This window comes from Cellvibrio sp. (assembly GCF_046347455.1).
Classification (GTDB): Bacteria; Pseudomonadota; Gammaproteobacteria; order Pseudomonadales; family Cellvibrionaceae; genus Cellvibrio.
Genome location: NZ_JAXMGC010000007.1, coordinates 1 through 19,996, shown reverse-complemented (window position 1 = coordinate 19,996; position 19,996 = coordinate 1). Strand labels below are relative to the sequence as shown.

Sequence of the window (19,996 nt, the reverse complement as noted above, 5' to 3'; positions counted from 1 at the left end):
TCAATTAACGCCTTGCCCGTTTACTCGAGAGTTACAGGCAAAGTTTAACGCCCCTAATCCCGCAGCTGCATTTTCATAATATCGCCAGATGAGGGCTTTACATCTTCAACGAGCATGGTTTCTCCATCCTCGGTTATATCGTACATCTGCCAACGGCTTATGTTGCTTACAACAACAGGATCTTTTTTAGTTGCAGATAAAGAAAACAAACAGGTTTTATACGCTCTCTCCACCTGACAACTTGAATAAAACCCATCGTTAACCTTATTGAGTTTAATTTTACCTGGAACAAGATCTAACAAATCAGGAATAGCATCATGCAAAACGTTTTCTTGATGCGTCTTTAAATTTCGCTCAACCAATGCATGTCGCTGATAGTCCACATATATCAATGAGGTGTCATCTAAAGCTTTAACATAAAGACCAGACTTCTCCGCGAACAGGGATTGCATCAAAGTCACTGAATCATAATTGAAAAGATTGACTACTGTCTGATGCTCGCTTGCATATATGTTTTTGTCGTCATAACTCCACGCTAGCGGGTGGCGATGTGACGGAGTTTTAACATGATTCAATAATTTCCCCGTCTCACTATCCACTACCCCCAGATATAAATCACTTGCACGATAGCCGATAGCAACACGCTTACCATCGTGCGATATTGCGTAAGAACTAATCGACAATGCATTCAGGTTTGAAACCTGTCTTACTGATTTAGATTCAACATCATAGACCCAAATATCGTAATACCCAGTGCGATTGGACACAAAATAAACAAGCTTGTTTTGGTTGGCAAATCTGGCGTTGGTATCTATTCCACTGGAATTTAATTCAGGTAAAGAACTTATCTCCTGCGTGGCAACTGAAACAGTTTCCACATCTGTATTTTTCTGCAAATTGGCATAAAAAATTATTTTTTTATCAACATCAATTTGCACATCAAAAATCTCTTCCGAACCGGATGATCTAAGCACCAACTGCGGAGCCTTTTGGTACACCACAAGCCAAATCCCTTCAGTTGCTCCTATTGTGCCCACAACCAGAATAGAAGAATCATTAATCGCAGCCAGCCGACGGATTTCACTAAACCGCCTTTCAACAGGCACTACCACTTTTTTATTTAGGTCTAACGCGACAACTGTAGGGCTTTCATATTGGTCCTTGAGGGCAAGCAAGGTCCCTGACTGAGTCGAATACTGTAATTGACTAATCTTATTGGGCAGCTCTGGAATAAGGTCGCGCCAGTTTTGCTGTTTGCCGTTACGCAAATTAAGCGACTTCAACTCGATAAGTTCATTATTCTGAAACTCCAAAAAGAAAAGATTTTCTGAATCGCCCTTAAGCATAGCCAACTGCAAAATAGGTTTATGAGAAACGTAGAGAACCTGCGGAGGTTGGTCACGGTAATTACGCAGAATTTGAATTTCACCACCGTGCCGACGCACATAGGCAATAGTATTCTCATCTATCCAAACAGGTGACCATTTCACAAACTCATCACTCACCCACAAGCTGTCTTTGGCATCCTGCAGATCACGACTGTAAAGATCATTTGTGTTGTCGCTCTCGTGTACAAATAACAACCTCTTAGCGTCAGCACTTAGGCTAATAGATCTTTCTACTCCCTCCATTTTATTTAGCGGCAATATGCTTTCTATTTCCATACTCGGCTTTTCATGGCGGCTCAACCCTACGAATCCGGCGATTATCAAAAGCACCAGGCCGACAAAATAGATATATCGAGTTGACTTGCCAGGACTAACACTGACATCACCTTCAGGTAATGCAATATTTGGAGTTTCATTAGGAACGTCTACATCAGCTAAAAAGCGATAGCCTTTCTTAGGGATGGTCTCTATATATTTTGGTTGCTTCGCATCATCACCCAAGGCATTGCGCAATGCAAAAATAGCGCGAGTAATGGATTCCTCCCCCACAACTACATCAGGCCAAATCGCTTCGGTTATATCTTGACGCGAAATCACATCCCTCCCCTGCGCAGCCAACAGACACAGCAAGCTAATCAGCTTGGGCTCAAGGCGTTTTTCAAGGCCGTTTAGGTAAATCGTATTAGATTTTGGATCGACAACAATCTTATCAAAAGAAAATTTATCGGAAATTGAAATTTTCACACCAGCCTATCCATTTGATTTTTATAGGAATAAAAAATAAATATTTTCATTATTTTATCTTAATGGTAATGCCCACCACATTTTCGCCTAATGCAGCTGCAACCGAGCTTACTCACATCACTAGTAAACCATGAGGATTGCATTGACTCCAAATTATTTTGCCAAGCCAATAAATTTCGCAAGTGCCATTTGCTCGCAGTGAATTTATTACTTAACAAAAGGAAACAAAAAAATGAAAATGTGCCTTCCTTTAAAATCGGGGATTCAAAGCAGTTCAAGTAGTCAGGGTGGCAACGGAGGTACAAGCAAACCATCGATCGCCTTAGCTATTTTGTACAGCCTGCGCAGCCTAAAAATCGCCCCGCGCGGCTCACCTGCAACTAGCAGTGCAGGTTTTAGTGCTCGCCAGTCGCGCTTAACCGGAGCCGGCGACAAGTTAAAAGCAACCGACTTTGCACTCGCAATATTCATTTACCTATGCGCTTACGCGGCACACGCACAGGTTCCAGTCGCCGCTAATGCTGATCATAAAGCCATGCTGGCAAGCACAGACCCCCAACTCGCCGCCAACAAAATCCTAGCTTATGACTTTTGGCGCAGCTTTATAGAAGCAGGGCATGTGGAGCTTGCAGCGCAATACATGACCGAAACCTACATTCAGCATAATCCCAATATTGGAACAGGTCGCGCAGCACTTGTTGATTACTTTAGTAGAGGAACACTAAAGGACATTGCCGAGGAAATCAAAGGCCCTTTGGTTTCAATTGTCGCTGAAGGAGATTTGGTTGTACTCACCTGGGCGCAAGCACATCAAGATCCCATAGATAGAAGTAAATTTTACACCACTACCGGAATGGATATGTTTCGTATCGAAAATGGGAAATTAGCGGAACACTGGGACGGTGCCCCCAAAATATCAACCCCAAGCCAGCAAATTGCACAAATCAATAAAGAACGAAAAGAACTAATCCTAAATAATGACACCCTAAAAAAATATGCAGGTCTTTATCAACTAACGCCTGATTTTCAATTACTCATTAAGCATGAAAATAATCAATTAATAGCGCAAGGAACTGGCGGTGCTCCCATTGCTTTGCATGCAGATTCAACCACTTCATTTTTTATCAAGGAAGCAGAAATTCAAATTGATTTTCTGCTGGGAGAGCAAAATCAAACAACTCAACTCGTTATGCATAGGAATGGGAGGGATTTTTACTATGTAAAATTAGCCGATCAATTTTGACCTCAACAATGAAATGCATTTTTATATCGATTCAAACGGAGACAAATATGAACAAATTACTCACTACACCCTTAGCCATTGCAGTAAGCGCCGCATTTGTGATGAGTGTGAGCCTAACATCTTGCGCAAACAATCCCACGCAGGCAGAAGCCACAACACAACAAAACCTCAGCCCCGAGGAAGCAGCTCGCATAGCCGCTGAAAAGAAAAAAGCCGCAGAAAAAAAACGTGCTCAACAACTGCAATCAGCTCCCCGCCCTTCAGGAGGATGTGGACACTAATCACTAAAGACGAAAATGAATAGCAAGTTTTCTGCGCCTGTTAGCGGTGCAGGCTTAGGCCTGCATCGCAGCCTACTGGACAAACTGACACACCTAGACAGCAAGGATATTAATTTCCTTGAAATTGCCCCTGAAAATTGGATCAATGTTGGCGGTCGCCTCGGCGGACAATTACGTTCTTATACAGAAAAGTTTCCGTTCGTTTGCCATGGTCTTTCGCTCTCACTGGGATCGCCTGCGCCACTGAATATCGATTTACTAAAAGCAGTTAAGAAATTCTTAGGTGAGCACAACATTCGTTATTACAGCGAGCACCTCAGCTATTCCGGCGACACCGGAAACCTCTACGAATTACTTCCCATACCCTTTACCGAGGATGCTGTTCATTATGTTGCAGCACGCATTCGCCAAGCCCAAGATATTCTTGGCGAGCGCATTGCGATCGAAAACGCTACCTATTACTACGCGCCTCAACAAGAAATGGCCGAATGGGAATTTATTAATGCGGTACTGCATGAGGCGGACTGTGCGTTACTGCTAGATGTAAACAACCTGTATGTAAACAGCATCAACCATCAGTACGATGCAATCGACTTTTTGGAAAAATTGCACGGTGAAAGAACAGCCTACATTCATATCGCTGGGCACGATACCGAAATAGAAGACTTCTATATAGACACCCACGGCACATCGGTATCACACGATGTTTGGAACTTATTACGGGTTTCTTACTCGCTGTTTGGTGTGCAGCCAACATTACTGGAGCGTGAAAACAATATTCCACCGAATGATACGCTCTTGCAGGAGCTAAATAAAATAATCCAATACCAAGTAGAATTTAACAATCAGAAAACATGAAAACATTCCAACAAACTCAATTAGCTTTCACTGAATATTTGCGCGGAGCAGCAAACAGAGAAACTACAGACAATATAATGCCCAGACAGCAGGAAATTTATCGGGATTTGGTTTACAAAAATATTAACCAATGTATCGCAGATGTATATCCGATAACAAAAAGCATTCTTCCTGAAGACGCCTGGGAAACCCTAATTCGTGATTTCATTAAGATTCATCCCTCGCAAACACCTTATTTTTTGGAGATCTGCCAAGAGTTCCTAGCTTATTTCGTTAACGCACAAAAATCACGCTCCACCGGCCACACTTTTATTATTGAACTTATGCATTTTGAATGGATTCAGTTAGCCGTCGACATAGCTGATGTAAGTTTTTCTGAACCAGCCGATACCACACCCAATGAAAGCTCTCTATGGCAAGCCTCACCGCTTGTCGTCGGATTAACCTATGCTTATCCCGTACATCTTATTGATAAAGATTATTTACCCAAAATATCACCAGCAATACCAACCCATCTACTTGTATACAGAAATAGAAATGACCAACTGGAAGTTTTAGAAACCGATAATTTAAGCTTACGCATCCTCCAGCTATTAGAGGCCAATGAAAACATGAATTACTCGCAGGTTTTTGAACTACTATCGAATGAATTAGGCGAACAAATCAACGAAACATATAAGCCAAAAATCTTCGACATATTGTGCATGCTTGCGAACAACGACCTAGCAATCATATGCCAGGCAAAACCACCCTCAAAATGACGAAAAGACTTTTTAACGCAACCACAAAAGACACATCTATAACTGCTCAGAACAAAAATACCAAGCTCAAGTTTGCGCGCTCTTTAACAAATCTCCAAACACAACATACGTCAACTTATTTGAGCTTCGTGCACAAAGCCCACCATATATTACAAACCCACCTCGTTATAGTCATATTACAATAAAAAATTTCGCTCATAGTATGGAGGTGCATCAGGTGTTCTGAACTTCGTTTCGATATTCAGGCAACTGTTATGTAATGGAGAGCCTCCGGGCATTTTAGAGCACCCAATTGGGTGCTCTTTTTTATTCAATATTCTTGTCGCAATCCGTTTCAATTTGAAATACACTAACCCTGCATAACACCCAGCTTATTTTGTACGCAAAAATAATTTTGTATTTGAAAAAGTGTTCGTTTTCCACGTTTCGCTTCTTTCGTCACACCTAGAAGCGATTTGAATTTACTGGTTTTGTTATTGACACCTACCCACAGTTATAGTATCAATGACCATATCAGGACTTATTCAAGTAATAGAAAGGTCACCCAACCTAAAGACCTCATTACTTGTTGTGCCGCCAGGCGCAGAGAAAATTTCTATTAGATAAATAGAAGGGAAGTGAGATGAGCAGAAGGTCAATACTACACAATCATGCTCATAAAGAACTTTGAACACCAACTCGCAGAAGAAGGTGTTCAGGTAGTAAGGTTCCAAGCCACCTGCATAAATCAATTGGAATCTTACTTCTTGTTGGTCACTAAGCGGGCCAACCGGAACAGTTTAAAGCCACGAGGTCAGCGGCTTTATATCTAATAACAATCACTGGAGGCATAGTCTTATGCTTAACACTTTACAAAAAAACTTCAGAGTACGACCACTAACAGCAGCGGTAGCATCAATTATTTCCTTAACAGCGGGTTCAATGGCTTACGCTCAAGACGACGCTGAAGAGATCGTAGTTACCGGTATCAAGGCATCTTTGCAACAAGCAATGGATATCAAACGCGACGCCGTAGGTGTTGTGGATGCAATCAATGCCGAAGATATGGGTAAGTTCCCTGACACCAACCTTGCAGAATCTATGCAACGTATTACTGGTGTTTCTATTGACCGTTCTAACGGTGAAGGTTCAAGAATCACCGTTCGCGGCTTCGGCGGCGACAACAACATGGTTACTTTGAACGGCCGCGTAATGCCAGCAGCAAGCTTGTTCCCTGGCGCCGGTGGTTCTGGTGTATCTCGCGCGTTTGACTTCTCTAACCTTGCATCTGAAAGTGTTGCGGGTGTAGAAGTTTACAAAACTGGTCGCGCTAGTGTTGCAACCGGTGGTATTGGTGCTTCTGTAAACATCAAAACCGCAAAACCACTTGATCACGACGGTTTCAAGGCTTCTGTAGGCGCCAAAGCTCTTTCAGATACCACTAACCGTACTGGTAGCGATGTAACCCCAGAAATTTCTGGCCTGGTAAGCTTCTCTGATACCGATGCTGGCTGGGGCGTGGGTTTGACTGCGAGCCACCAAGAACGTGACTCGGGCTCAAGCGATGTTACTGAAAACCAATGGAACATCGGCAAATGGACTAATGCAGCACTTACTGACAACTCTAAAGGCTTGTTCTCATTCAAGACCGGTGCAAAAGTAACCAACGCACCAAAAGAAGGACAACTTTATAGCCGTCCAAACGACTTACGTTATGCATGGTCTGATAACCAACGCACCCGTGATAATGCTCAGTTGACTTTACAATGGGCCCCATCTGATAAAATCACTGGCACATTAGATTACACCTACGCTAAAAATAACCTTCAAGAACGCCGCGGCGAAACCACCAGCTGGTTACAAAACGGTAACTCTATTGATGAAGTTATTTTCAACAACACCACCGCTGTTGCAACGCCAGTTTACATTCACGAAACTGCTGGCCCACGCGACCAAGGTTACGAGCAACAGTTCCGTAAGCAAGAAACCACTTTGAAATCTCTCGGCTTTAACCTTGATTTCCAAGTTACCGATGCATTGAAATTAACTTTCGATGCACACAACTCTAAAGCGGAAAGTTTGCCAGACGGTGGTAAAAGCGGCTCTAACGATATCGCCGTGTCAATGGGTACACCTACTCAAGTTGCTCACTCATTGGATTTCCGTAACAAGACTCCGTTGTTCAGCCTGACAATAGATGACTCCAAGAAAGGCAACAAAAACGGCAAAGATGATGCAGGTGATGTTGGTTCGCAGCCCGTGCGTATTGGCTACAGCGACCAAATTTCTGAAATTGATGAATACAGATTGGACGGTACCTACAAGTTTGATGACGGCCACTTCGACTTTGGTGTTCAGTCACGTCAAATGGAGTCTAGCAACAGAAGCTCTTCACGTTACATGGCGATGGGTGACTGGGGTATTGCGAACGTAGGTGATATTCCTGCCAACATGATCACTCCATTCAACGTTGCCAACTTTGACAGTTTGAAAACTGGTGGCTCATATCAAGGCGGTTATAAAGCTGACGCGGAAAAAGTTGCAGAATACTTGGTTAATCTCTACAAAACCCCAACCAATGGCTACTGTTTCTGCTATGAACCCAACTTCACCACTAACGACAAGCTGAAGGAAGACATTCAGTCTGCTTACTTCCAAGTAGGTGTTCAAGGTGAGCTGGGCGGTATGAAAACCAACTTCTTAGTTGGTATTCGCTACGAGTCTACCGATGTTGACTCTGCATCATTCGTACGTCCACCATCATATTTGGAATGGCAAGATGACAATGACTTCGCAACACACTATGACAACAGTACAAAACTCGAGGCAACCCGTGACAAATCCAGTTATGACAACTTGTTGCCGAGCTTTGACTTTGACATTTCCTTACGCGATGATTTGAAAGCTCGTATATCAGCCAGCCAGACTATCGCTCGTGCGCCCTACGGCAACTTGAGTGCCGCTGTTACTGGTTTTGGATCAGGCGGCGGTTCAACAGCTAATGGTGCAATTCGCGTTGCTAACGTCAATAACCCACGCCTACTTCCATTACAATCGAACAACGTCGATGTTTCTGTTGAATGGTATTATGCAGATTCTAGTTACTTATCTGCTGGTGTGTTTGAAAAACGCGTTAGCAACTTCATTGGTACCGAGAAGACAACCAAGCAGTTTTTTGGTATCCAGGATCAAACAAATGCTCAATCACCAAGAGTTCAGGCAGCTATAGCGGCACTTAAAGCTGGTGGTTATGGTGTGAACGATTCCAGCCTCTTCACCATGATGGCTATGATCGACAACCCAGGTACTTTCACTGATAAAGATGGTACTTGGACTGGTGGCGCGGCCAATTACAATGGTCTGGAAGCGCAACACCAAGCGTTTGCAACTAAATACGACATCATCCCACGTAGCGATGACCCAGTATCTAATTGGTTAGTAAGCGAGCCAGTGAATAACAAAGAAGCCAAGTTGTACGGTGCTGAATTTGCTGCACAACACTTCTTTGGTGATTCTGGTTTTGGCTTACAGGCTAACTACACCATCGTTCGCGGTGACGTAGGTTACGATAATGCTGGTGACCCAAATGTCTCTCAATTTGCTTTATTGGGCTTGAGTGATACAGCTAACTTGGTTGGTATGTATGAGAAAAATGGTTGGCAGGCTCGTATTGCTTACAACTGGCGTGGTGAGTTCTTGCGCAGCGCTAGCCAAGGCAGCTTCAGAAACCCTGTGTACACCGAAGCTTACAGCCAAATCGATGCTACCATCAGCTACGCCGTTAACGACAACCTCACCATTACTGCAGATGGCTTGAACTTGACTGGTGAAGACCGTCGTGATCATGGTCGTACTTACGAAATGGTTGAGTACATGATTGACTTAGGTCCACGTTACACCTTGGGCGCTCGTTACACCTTCTAATTATTTAGAAAGTAGCAAGCTCTTGAAGAAAAAAGCCGCTGATTTCAGCGGCTTTTTTCTTTATTGCAGACCGATTTAATTAAAGTTACATTCCTTGCTCAAAAATTTGCGATGCACCGTTCCGGCGCGGTTAGAATTCACCATAACGAGAAGTAAAGACAAACGAGAAATTTATGACCAATATCCTTCCACTCAACAATGTTGTCCATAAAGATTTAAAAATCGTACAAAAGTATTCAGAAGATTTCGGACACAATGTTGGCGCAGTTCTAACTTTTCCTACCGAGTTTGCAGATATCCAACGCGAGTACCCAATTCTTTTTCAAAAAAATGCAGAAACCCAAAAATTCCAATCTATTGCGTTATTAGGGCTGACACCTAACGAAAATTTGTTTTTAAAGGACGACAAATGGAATGCACGTTACATTCCAGCAATTGTCGCTCGCGAGCCGTTTGTTATAGGCTTTGAAGATCAATCTGCTACTGGTGGGGAAAAAAATGCTCCAGTTGTCATGGTAGATATGGATAGTCCGCGTATCAGCACACAAGAGGGGCAACCCGTATTTTTAGAGTTTGGTGGAAACACTCGCTACTTGGAGCGCGTTAACTCGATTCTCCAATCTATTTACCAAGGTTCCGCCATCAGCGATGAAATGTTTGAAGCTTTTACTGAGTTAGATCTCATTGAGCCCGTATCCTTAGAGGTTAAACTCAACAACGGTGAGGTTCATCGTCTAACTGGGAATTACACTATTCACCGAGAGAAATTAAATTCTTTAAGTGCTGAAAATTTAGAAAAGCTCAACAAAGCGGGCTTCCTAGAGGGTGCATTTCTGATAACAAACTCGCTAAATAATATGCAAAACTTGATCGACATTAAAAATTCTGGATTGTGAGCATGTAAGACTTAAGCTTTACAATGCCTCGTAATCTATTAAACGAATGGCTCTACCATGACGACAAGTATTACTAAAAAAACAAAAGTACTGGAAGGTTGTACTCCTGATCAAATCCCTGATTATGTTTACACATCCAATGAACCCATTATTCTCAAAGGTTTAGTAAAGAATTGGCCTCTCGTTAAAGCAGGCTTGCAATCGCCAGCCGCTGCAGTGGATATGCTTAAATTCCACTGTAGTGGTGAACCTACCTACGCCTATTTCGGTGAGCCGGGAACCAAGCGTTTGGCTTACAACCCTGAGATAACAAAGCTCAATTTTGAAAACCGAAAAATAGACATAAATACAGTTCTGGATGAAATTCTTGGCAACCTCAACCAGGAAAATCCTCCGCTGCGTTACATTGCCTCTAACATTATTGAGATTTCGTTCCCAAAACTGAAAGATGAGAACGATTTAGCATTTAATGCCGATCATTTTAAAACCAATCCCCTGGAGTTCGCCGACCCTTTGCGCGGCATTTGGATCGGCACTAAAACGCTTTCACCTTGCCACTATGACGCACAAAGTAATATCGCATGCTGCGTTGCAGGCAAGCGGAAATTCACCATGTTTCCGCCTGATCAAGTGGCAAATCTTTATCCCGGCCCGTTAGAGTTAAATCCCGGCGGCCCCGCCATTACTCTAGTCGATTTTGATAACCCCGACTTCGAGAAATTTCCACGCTATCGCGATGCAATACCCAACGGTCAGATCGCTGAACTTGAACCTGGTGATGCCGTTTTTATTCCATGCATGTGGTGGCATCAGGTCGAGGCATTGAGCCCTTTTAATATTCTTATTAATTACTGGTGGAACACTTTCCCGAAAATCCGCGGACAAGCAATGAACGTAATCTATCACGCGCTGCTCACAATACGTGATAGACCTGAGCAAGAGAAGCAAGCCTGGAAACATCTTCTCAATTACTATGTTTTCGACAGCAATACCCAAGCGGGTGAATTTCTGCCGCCCGAAACACGCGGGTATTTGGGCGAAATTGATGATGCCGCCGCGCGAAGACTACGCGCCATGCTCTTACAAAAATTGAACCGTTAAAAAAATTGCAGGTGAACGCACACGTGAACACAGAAGTTAAAAATGTCGTGATTGTTGGCGGCGGCACCGCTGGCTGGATGGCTGCAGCTGCTATTTCAAAAAAATTTAGTCCACTGCTTAAAATTACGCTTATCGAGTCAGATGAGATCGGCACTATCGGTGTTGGCGAAGCGACAATCCCCCCCATGCGAACATTTCATAAATTGCTTGATATAGACGAACAAGTATTTATGCGCGCCACTGAAGCCACCTTTAAGTTAGGCATTATGTTTGAAAACTGGGGCGAGCGCGGCGACACTTATATTCACGCATTCGGCCAAACAGGCAAAGAAACTTGGCTGGGCGACTTCCACCATTTTTGGTTGCGCGCAAAGGAATTGGGAATAGCCAAAAATTTTGGTACCTATTGTTTCGAGCACCAAGCTGCAAAAGCAAATAAGTTTTCCACCGCACCTAATTTCAATTTGAATTACGCCTATCACCTTGATGCTACCAGGTACGCTAAATTTTTGCGTCAGATGAGTGAAGCAAAAGGCACTACTCGTATCGAAGGTAAAGTCGCTGAAGTAACTCAAGACTCCACGTCGGGCTTTATCAAAAGTTTACGTCTTGAATCGGGTCAAGTGATTGAAGGTGATCTTTTCATTGATTGCACCGGTTTCAGAGGTTTACTGATTGAAGAAACACTTAAAACCGGATACGAGGACTGGTCGCACTGGCTGCCTTGTGATCGAGCGATTGCAGTTCAAACCGAGTCAACCGGACCAGCCGTGCCCTATACTCGCTCTATTGCCCATGACGTAGGCTGGCGCTGGAAAATTCCATTGCAACATCGCGTCGGTAATGGATTGGTTTATTGCAGCCGTTACTTAAGCGACGACGATGCGCGCAAAACGCTACTGGAAAGTGTTGAAGGTAAAACCTTAATTGAGCCTCGCGTTATTAAATTCCAAACCGGCCGCCGTAAAAAAACCTGGAACAAAAACTGTGTAGCTATTGGTCTCTCGAGCGGATTTATCGAGCCACTCGAATCTACGAGCATTCATTTGATTATGATCGCTGTGAGTCGCTTGATGCAGCTATTCCCATTTAACGGCATTAAAGAATCCTTCGTGAATGAATTTAACCAAATCAGCCGTGTTGAAATGGAACAGCTCCGCGATTTTATTGTTCTTCATTACAAAACCACCGAACGAGAAGACACACCTTTTTGGTCGTATTGCAAAAATATGGAAATTCCGTCCACCTTGGCTCATCGCCTGCAGCTTTTTAAAGAAACAGGGCATGCCTACCAAGCTGATGGCGAACTCTTCAGAATCGATTCTTGGACGCAAGTCATGTTCGGTCAGCGCTTAATGCCGGAACACTATCATCACTTAACAAAGACAATGAGTGAGCGAGATCTACAGAATTTTTTAAAAAGCCTGGAAGAAAACATCAATCGCGGTGTTTCTCAATTACCACCACATAGCGAGTTTGTTAAACACTACTGCGCCGTATAAACGAGAGTGATGCACGCTTTAACCCAAGAAGTGCATCCTTTGAAAAGTCAAAGGTCAACAATGTCACGAAGCCTAATACCAGAGTTGCATCCTGATTTCGCATACAAGGCTTATTATGTAGGTAGGGATAAGACCCCCCTGCTCGTTATAGATAATTTTGTGAAAGACGCAGAAGGTTTGGTTAGCTATTGCGCGGGCTTAAGAGACTTTAACAGCGTTGATACTTATTACCCTGGTATTCGCATGTTGGCGCCCGAGCTCTACATGCATGCAGTACATCATCATCTGGCAAAATTTTTCTTTACTATTTTTAGTCTTCGTCCCGATCAAATTGCCGGAGGCAAAGCCTATTACTCCATGGTCGTAACGCCCCCCGAAAAACTCGAACCCAAGCAATGTGTTCCGCATATAGACTCGTTTACCAGCGGCAACTTGGCCTGTGTGCATTACCTGTGTGATAAAAGTAAAGGCGGCACATCTTTATACAGGCACAAAAAAACAGGTTTCGAAGTTGTTACCAAGGACACGATTGAGTTTTACAACCAAGCTGTTATTGACGAAGGTATTCTGCAGGGCGAAAAAAAATCTTACATGAATGGCAGCAATGATTATTTTGAGCGTATCGCTAAGATTGATGCCCAATTTAATCGGGTCGTTATTTATCCCGGAAATATTCTGCACTCCGGCGATATATCACCGGACTTTGATTTTGACCCAGACCCAACTCGCGGCCGCCTAACACTTAACTCTTTTATTTATAAAAAACCAGAGTAGCGCTACCTATTCCTTTGGGTAACGCTCAAAAAATCAAATGCTCTGCTTTTTTGGAACATTGCTCGCACGGCTTTGCGGATGGGTATATTATCCACACGCAACCCACGGCACCCTTCTAACCTTAGCTCGGTGATGGTTAATTAAAAGCTAAATCAAGGAAACGCGTTTGAGTATTACTTATCAAAGCCAAGGTTTTATCGTCTACCCACAAAGGCAAAGCATCGCGAAGGACGGAAAAGAAATTCAGGTTCGTCCAAAAACCTTTGCGCTTCTATTGTTGATGCTTGATAAACCCGGCGAGATACTCACTAAATCCTATTTGCTTGACGCTATTTGGAATGACGTAAAAGTAGAAGAACAGGTGTTGGTTCAATCGATTCGGGAAATTCGTCAGTTATTTAACAACTCCGAGATTATCCAAACTTATCCAAGGAAAGGCTACGCATGGGCAGCAGATGTGGAAAAGCAAGAGCTATGTAGAACAACAGCAAGCAACCAGGCTCCGCACTCCAAAGTTTCATTGCAAAACAGAAAGACCTACATTTTAACAAGCCTGTTACTGGCAATTGGGCTTGTATTAAGCTCCCTCTTATTTTTTAAATTTAATCGCCCATCAATACAACAAACTGACGTTGTTATTATTCTGCCTTTGAAAAATCGGTTGCCGGGAAATGACTACAATTGGGTTCCATTGGGTGCAATGGATCAACTCATTCATTTATTGATCTCTGACAAAAGCGTACAAGTCATGTTTTCGGAATACGTTTTCCAAATTATGCGTTACGCAAATTTGGAACGCGACTATGACTCAGAAAAGGTTCCGAAATTATTCGGGGTATCTGGAGCTACGCTGATCGTAGAGTCACAATTATCAGGAGCGGTGGAAGATTTTCGACTAGATTACAAATTACGCACACGGAGCGATGTAAAGCGTGGCGTTATTTTTGAAAAAGACCTCGACCAAGCGATCTATAAATTAGGGCAAGTTATTGTTAAGCAGACAGGACAAAGGTTGCAAGATATTGAGCATAACGCCCAGACGACCTTCGCGAACGAACTCATGGCCCGGGGCGTGGAAAAGCTGGACACGGATGATTTACCTTCGGCGGAAAACCTTTTCAAAAGCTTAATTCAGTTGGAACCTGACAATCTACTCGCACGCGAGGAATTGCTGCGCACCCTGTTAAAACAAAAACGCTATGACGCAGCCAAAGAACAAGCTGAGACCGCAATTAAACTCGCTGGAGCCGATCAGGCTCGAGTTCAAGCGCGGATGTATTTCTTTCTTGGAATCATCCACTTAGAGCAAGGTGAGATTGAACTCGCACTACAACATTTCGATCACGCAGATGAACTTTCTGTAAAAGGACAAGAGCTGCTCATAGGCTCAGCTGTCGCTAGTACTCGTGCCCGTATTTACAAAGAACGCGGCAACTTTGCTTTAGCTCAGCAGGCTTACGAGAAATCCCTCAGCTTTGACAAAACCATCCGCTGTTCAATTGGACAAAGCGACAATCACCTAAATCTTACCGAGTTATACCTGCAAATTGGCAAACCTGACTTGGCTAACCAGCATTATCTAGAGGCAAAAAAACTCATCGAATCCCATCAGCTCGATGCAATGAAACCGCGCCTTGCGCAATTTAAACTTTAATAAACCTATATCTTTCAATTATTTAATAAAATTTTATTTTTTTTAATTAGAAATTCCCCCGCAAAATTACGAGAGTGCAACTCATGCCATTACATGAGTTGCACACATGTTCAGATCAGTAGCCCCTCAATCATTGCAGTACCCAGGTATGACTCCGACCGACTTTTACCGGTTGGGCTTATTAGCAGCCATTTGGGGAGCCTCCTTTATTGCCATGCGAGCGTCAGTTCCCGAGCTTGGAGTCTTGCTAACAACGGTTGGGCGAATTGAAATAGCCGCTGTTGCGCTGTCTGTATTTGCCTATTTCAACAAAATCCCCCTACTTTGGAGGCGTCGGTACAAAGCTTACTTTCTGGCTGGTTTTTTTGGCGCAGTGCTTCCTTTCGCCCTACTTTCCTACGCAGCTTCCTACTTACCTGCAGCGCTTTCAGCACTACTCAATGCTACCTGCCCCTTATTCTGCGCCGTATTCTCCGGGCTTTGGTTAGCAGAGCGATTATCAAGATACAAACTCTTGGGGCTTCTGCTGGGGCTCGCCGGAGTCTGGATTTTGGTGGGTACAGAGATGCTTCTGGCTAATAACCCAACAAATCTTTCGCTGATCGCTTGCCTGTTAGGTCCTGCCTGTTTTGCCATTTCAGGAGTAATTGTCAAATACTACAACGGCGCAAACATCGAAAACCCTATTGAACCCTTATCTATGGCGACGGGGTCAATGATCGCGGCCAGCCTGATGCTATTACCGATTATTCCTTTCAGTTTACCAAGCCAAGTTCCCTCCTATTCATCCATAGGGTGGGTAATAGGACTGGCCCTCTTTGCTTCGGCATTTGCTCAGATAGTTTTTATCCCTCTTGTTGCTCGCGTAGGCCCCACACGAGCCATGTCTGTTGCATTTCTCATTCCGCTTTTTAGCATGATCTGGGGATTTATTTTTTTAGGAGAAGTCATTGGCATCCGCTGCGTACTGGGGGGAATTACTGTACTTGTCGCTACCCTACTGGTTACTAAAGACGATCAAACACATCCTTAAGCCTTGACGTTTTCGATTTTTTTTCGCAAGCCCCCGACAACCATCCCAGTTAGGCTGTTACAAGATGGTTTCCTTTAATAAACAGCAACCAAGGAAATAACCTATGAATAAGTGCCTCAAATATGCCTGCTTACCCGTGCTGGCATTAATACTTACCAACATAACCCCAGCACTTGCAGCAGAAAAAAGTGTGAAGCAGCAATTACAAGACAATATCAACGGTAGTTGGCGAACAGAAAAAAATAGAGCGCGTGATGTATATCGTCACCCACTGGAAACGCTCACTTTTTTTGGAGTAAAACCAAACGCAAACATCATTGAACTATTCCCAAGTGGAGCGGCCTGGTATACAGAAATCCTAGCACCGTTCGTTCACGACCAAGGCAAGCTAACCATTCTGAATGTGAAGGGAAACCCAGAAGATGCAGGGCAAAAAGAAAAATTTGCGGCTGACCCAGCGCATTACGGCAAAATAAATGTTGTGGAAATATCACCGCCAAATTTTAGTTTTGGCGAACCAAACTCAGCTGATTTTTTTCTGACATTCCGCAATGTGCATAATTTTTCAATGATGAATAATCAAGGGCAATTGTTTGCTGAGATTTACAAAGTTCTTAAACCCGGTGGAATATTAGGCATAGAAGATCACCGCGCGGCGCCCGGAAAAAGTTTCGAGGAAGTAAAAAGTAGCGGTTACCAACCCGAGGCCTTTGTCATCGCCGAAGCAGAAAAAGCCGGGTTTCGCTTAGAGACTCGCAGCGAAATAAACAGTAACCCAAAAGATACAAAAAATTATCCGAAGGGAGTTTGGGCCTTACCCCCCACTCTTGAAGCAGGAGAAGCAGATAAGGCCAAATATCTGGCAATTGGTGAAAGCGATAGATTCACCCTCCGTTTTGTAAAACCTAAAACGGTTAAATAAATTTTTTTTGCGGATTCAGACATAGTCAAAACTTTTAGGTTTGCTTTATCTACTCGTATTGTGTGCTTAAATTACACAGTACGAGTGTCCGCTCAGTCGTATCATAACCGCTAACCCCCTTAACTACCGCGAGTCCCGCCGCTATAATCCCGCCCTATTTATGTGGCGGGAGCTGAGTGTGAAAAAATTATTTGTTGGTGGGGTTTTGTGTTTACTAACGCATTCTGCTTTGGCGATTTCAAATATCGAAAACGAACGCCCCAATTTGCCGGAGGAGGGCTTTTCCGGTGCAGTAAAGATTGGGCTAAACGGTAAAACTGGGAATCAAAAAGAGCAATCCTACGCTGGCGGTGCAAAAATTATTTATCGCGCAGACGATGAGATTTTCATGGCGTTGTTTGATCGCGAGTACGGCACCAAGCTCGACAAAAAAACAACCGACAATAGTTTTATTCATACTCGTTGGATACATTTACTTAACGAAAAGTGGGCAGCCGAAACATTCGCTCAATGGGAAGAAGACGAGTTCGACAACCTGACTTCGCGAGTGCTTGCTGGTGGCGGTGCGCGTTACCTCGTATCTCAACAACAGGATGTTTACTCATTTGCCGTCGGGTTCGGCGCATTCCGCGAGGTAGAAAAGCAAAACCTCATTTCTTACCAAGAGACCAATCGGCTCTGGCGAATCAATACCTATTACACCTACAAATATCAACTCAATAATCAGGTCACTTTGGTGAATACCACCTACGCGCAGCCCAGTACACGCGATTTTGGTGATTACCGATTGTTATTTGATTTAGGGCTGAATGTTAAGCTGACCAACAGCTTGCAATTGAAGGTGAATTACAAGCTCTCCTACGACAGTGACCCAGCTAAAAACTTGTTGGTATCCCCACCGATTGATAATTACAAAACCAATACGCAATACGAAACAGCGTTGGCCTACCAGTTTTGAATTGCCACCGCAGCAATAGGGCGTTTTTTACGACACCATGAGCGGAAAAATTGCGCCTCAAACGACCCCGTACTATCAGGTACCAAAATCCGCGGCGAAGCGCGCAATCCATTCGTAAGCAGCCTCTTCGGAGGTTAGCTTGCGTCCCGCTTCCGCCAGCTGCTGGCGATATTCTTCGATTTGACATACCTGCTCAACCATACGTACGCGAAAGTATTCATCATCGTTAGTAAAGCGAACCCCAACCTCGAAGCGCGTAGGTTTTCGGCTCCGACGCCAAACAATAACTCCCTCTCCCTGATAATCCGGGTTTATGCACGGAATCGATAGATCTACCACGCTGCCGACTCTGACGGGTATATCTGTCTCAAAGCTCAACCCGCCAGCACTTAGATTGCTAACAACAACCTGCTCATTGCTCTTGGCTCCGGCAGAAATGTGGATGGGAATAGATGTTGGGTGGCGAATGTAGTTCCGCATAGGCATGTCCCCCCAAAAACGAAAATAAGCTCACAAATCAAGTCTAACGCAGGTTAAGCTCGGGCCTCGATCAGTTCGCGATCAAAACAACTAGTCTTAAAACCGATTAACCTGAAGCCTCAGGCGACAATTTTCCCCACCCTATCGTGCAGCTTTGTTCTAGACTGGTATTAATTTCCTATCTGGTCAGGTGCAATCTTGGTAATCGCTTATTTAGAAAAACTTTGGATGTTCGTTCATGGGTGAGGAAAGACGCTTATTTGAACGCAAGGCGCTAAAGGGGCCCGCGCGCATAACACGTACTGGAGCGTCAGCACTCATAGGCCGGATGGCTGATATAAGCGCAGGTGGAGCCTGTGTTGTTCTGGATCTGAATCTTCCCGTGAAAAGCGTAGTGCAATTGGAATTTAACATTCTGGTACGGCGCACCAGCGCGCTCGCTGGGTTCACAGCTGCTGCAGTGGTCACCCACGTATCTTTCAGCAGCAGTGATAATGGCTTTCGGGTAGGCGTTCAATTCACAGCCTTAACAGATATTCAAAAGCAACTTATCCAGCAATATCTGGAAAACCGTCTACCCCGCACAAAAGCTAATTCTGGAGAGATTGCTGATAAGGAACCTGCAGAATCTCCGGCAACTGAAAGCGCGCTACCTGAAGAGATTCCAGCCACCACAGAGAATTCCTAACGATGTTGGTTCGTGCACCTGCCCAACTAACCGCCATGCTTAACGATTAACCCTGCCATTAACTTCTCCTTGATACAAATCAAGTAAGCCTGTTCAACGGGCTTTTAGCATGTGCGCCCCTTTTTTAAACCACAACAAGCGCTCTCGGATCCTGTATGACCCAGCCCAGTATTGAACTCCTTTCACCCGCAGGCACGCTGAAAGCTATGCGCATGGCTTTTGACTACGGCGCCAATGCAGTATACGCAGGGCAGCCTCGCTACAGCCTGAGAGTGCGCAATAATGAGTTCACACTGGAAAATCTCGCGCTCGGTATTGAAGAGGCACATAGTCGCGGCAAACAGTTTTACGTGGTGACCAATCTGGCTCCGCATAATGCCAAATTAAAATCGTTCGTCACTGATATGAAGTCCGTCATTGATCTCAAACCCGACGCACTGATCGTGTCCGACCCGGGCGTAGTTTATTTGCTGCGAGAGCATTTTCCGGACATGCCGCTACATCTATCAGTTCAAGCAAACACCATGAACTGGGCTGCGGTAAAGTTTTGGCAATCACAAGGGATTAACCGCATTATTCTTTCGCGCGAACTGGGTATAGATGAAATTGCAGAAATCAAACAGCGTTGCCCGGACATGGAGCTAGAAGTATTCGTCCACGGCGCGCTGTGCATGGCCTATTCAGGCCGCTGCCTCATTTCCAGCTACATGAACAAGCGCGACCCCAACCAAGGCGCCTGCACCAATGCATGCCGCTGGGAATACGGCGTACAAAGTTGTTCACACTCCAGCACAGATGAGCTCATCGCCC

The 19,996-nt window shown here is 44.2% G+C and carries 17 protein-coding genes; 15 read left to right on the top strand and 2 right to left on the bottom strand.

The genetic code is table 11. The annotated features are described in order from the left end of the window. Window positions 1-53: 53 nt before the first annotated feature. Window positions 54-2,132 (bottom strand): winged helix-turn-helix domain-containing protein, encoded by a 2,079-nt coding sequence (locus U1F02_RS13060; RefSeq protein WP_409990847.1) that lies wholly within the window; start codon window positions 2,130-2,132, stop codon window positions 54-56. 232 nt (window positions 2,133-2,364) lie between these two features. Between U1F02_RS13060 and U1F02_RS13055 the strand changes: the two genes are divergently transcribed. The 13 genes from U1F02_RS13055 (at window position 2,365) to U1F02_RS12995 (ending at window position 18,018) form a co-directional block, all read left to right on the top strand. Beyond that, entirely contained in the window at window positions 2,365-3,375 is a 1,011-nt protein-coding gene (locus U1F02_RS13055) for a nuclear transport factor 2 family protein (RefSeq protein ID WP_409990846.1), read from the top strand. Window positions 3,376-3,422: 47 nt separating this feature from the next. After that, window positions 3,423-3,656: a hypothetical protein gene (locus tag U1F02_RS13050; RefSeq protein WP_409990845.1), complete on the top strand. Its 234-nt coding sequence runs from the start codon at window positions 3,423-3,425 to the stop codon at window positions 3,654-3,656. A gap of 15 nt (window positions 3,657-3,671) precedes the next feature. Further along, on the top strand, window positions 3,672-4,514 hold the full coding sequence (locus U1F02_RS13045; protein WP_409990844.1) for a DUF692 domain-containing protein: 843 nt from the start codon (window positions 3,672-3,674) through the stop codon (window positions 4,512-4,514). Continuing rightward, entirely contained in the window at window positions 4,511-5,275 is a 765-nt protein-coding gene (locus U1F02_RS13040) for a DUF2063 domain-containing protein (protein WP_409990843.1), read from the top strand. The genes U1F02_RS13045 and U1F02_RS13040 overlap by 4 nt, the downstream gene beginning before the upstream one ends. An 837-nt stretch (window positions 5,276-6,112) precedes the next feature. Beyond that, a complete protein-coding gene (locus U1F02_RS13035) occupies window positions 6,113-9,178 on the top strand; it encodes a TonB-dependent receptor (protein WP_409990842.1) in 3,066 nt (1,021 codons plus the stop codon). Window positions 9,179-9,351: 173 nt separating this feature from the next. Then, window positions 9,352-10,074: a SapC family protein gene (locus tag U1F02_RS13030; protein ID WP_409990841.1), complete on the top strand. Its 723-nt coding sequence runs from the start codon at window positions 9,352-9,354 to the stop codon at window positions 10,072-10,074. Window positions 10,075-10,131: 57 nt separating this feature from the next. Next, window positions 10,132-11,175, top strand: a complete 1,044-nt coding sequence (locus tag U1F02_RS13025; RefSeq protein WP_409990840.1) for a cupin-like domain-containing protein — start codon at window positions 10,132-10,134, stop codon at window positions 11,173-11,175. A 23-nt stretch (window positions 11,176-11,198) separates the two neighbouring features. Beyond that, complete coding sequence (locus U1F02_RS13020) at window positions 11,199-12,677, top strand: tryptophan halogenase family protein (protein WP_409990839.1); 1,479 nt, start codon at window positions 11,199-11,201, stop codon at window positions 12,675-12,677. A 9-nt stretch (window positions 12,678-12,686) separates the two neighbouring features. Then, window positions 12,687-13,451, top strand: coding sequence for a DUF6445 family protein (locus tag U1F02_RS13015; protein ID WP_409990838.1), 765 nt, complete (start codon window positions 12,687-12,689; stop codon window positions 13,449-13,451). Window positions 13,452-13,617: 166 nt separating this feature from the next. Further along, complete coding sequence (locus U1F02_RS13010) at window positions 13,618-15,105, top strand: winged helix-turn-helix domain-containing protein (protein ID WP_409990837.1); 1,488 nt, start codon at window positions 13,618-13,620, stop codon at window positions 15,103-15,105. A gap of 148 nt (window positions 15,106-15,253) precedes the next feature. Beyond that, window positions 15,254-16,138 (top strand): DMT family transporter, encoded by an 885-nt coding sequence (locus U1F02_RS13005; protein ID WP_409990836.1) that lies wholly within the window; start codon window positions 15,254-15,256, stop codon window positions 16,136-16,138. A 103-nt stretch (window positions 16,139-16,241) separates the two neighbouring features. Then, complete coding sequence (locus U1F02_RS13000) at window positions 16,242-17,060, top strand: class I SAM-dependent methyltransferase (RefSeq protein ID WP_409990835.1); 819 nt, start codon at window positions 16,242-16,244, stop codon at window positions 17,058-17,060. A gap of 178 nt (window positions 17,061-17,238) precedes the next feature. Further along, window positions 17,239-18,018 carry a YdiY family protein gene (locus U1F02_RS12995; RefSeq protein ID WP_409990834.1) on the top strand — a complete coding sequence of 260 codons (780 nt, stop codon included), beginning with the start codon at window positions 17,239-17,241 and terminating at the stop codon, window positions 18,016-18,018. A gap of 75 nt (window positions 18,019-18,093) precedes the next feature. On the opposite strand, the gene U1F02_RS12990 is transcribed toward U1F02_RS12995, so the two are convergent. After that, window positions 18,094-18,498 carry a PilZ domain-containing protein gene (locus U1F02_RS12990; RefSeq protein WP_409990833.1) on the bottom strand — a complete coding sequence of 135 codons (405 nt, stop codon included), beginning with the start codon at window positions 18,496-18,498 and terminating at the stop codon, window positions 18,094-18,096. A 238-nt stretch (window positions 18,499-18,736) separates the two neighbouring features. On the opposite strand from U1F02_RS12990, the gene U1F02_RS12985 reads away from it, so the two are divergent. Both U1F02_RS12985 and U1F02_RS12980 read left to right on the top strand, forming a co-directional pair. Beyond that, a complete protein-coding gene (locus tag U1F02_RS12985; RefSeq protein WP_409990832.1) occupies window positions 18,737-19,186 on the top strand; it encodes a PilZ domain-containing protein in 450 nt (149 codons plus the stop codon). Between the two features lie 155 nt (window positions 19,187-19,341). Continuing rightward, the coding region (locus tag U1F02_RS12980) for a U32 family peptidase (protein WP_409990831.1) at window positions 19,342-19,996 on the top strand (655 nt) is incomplete at its 3' end.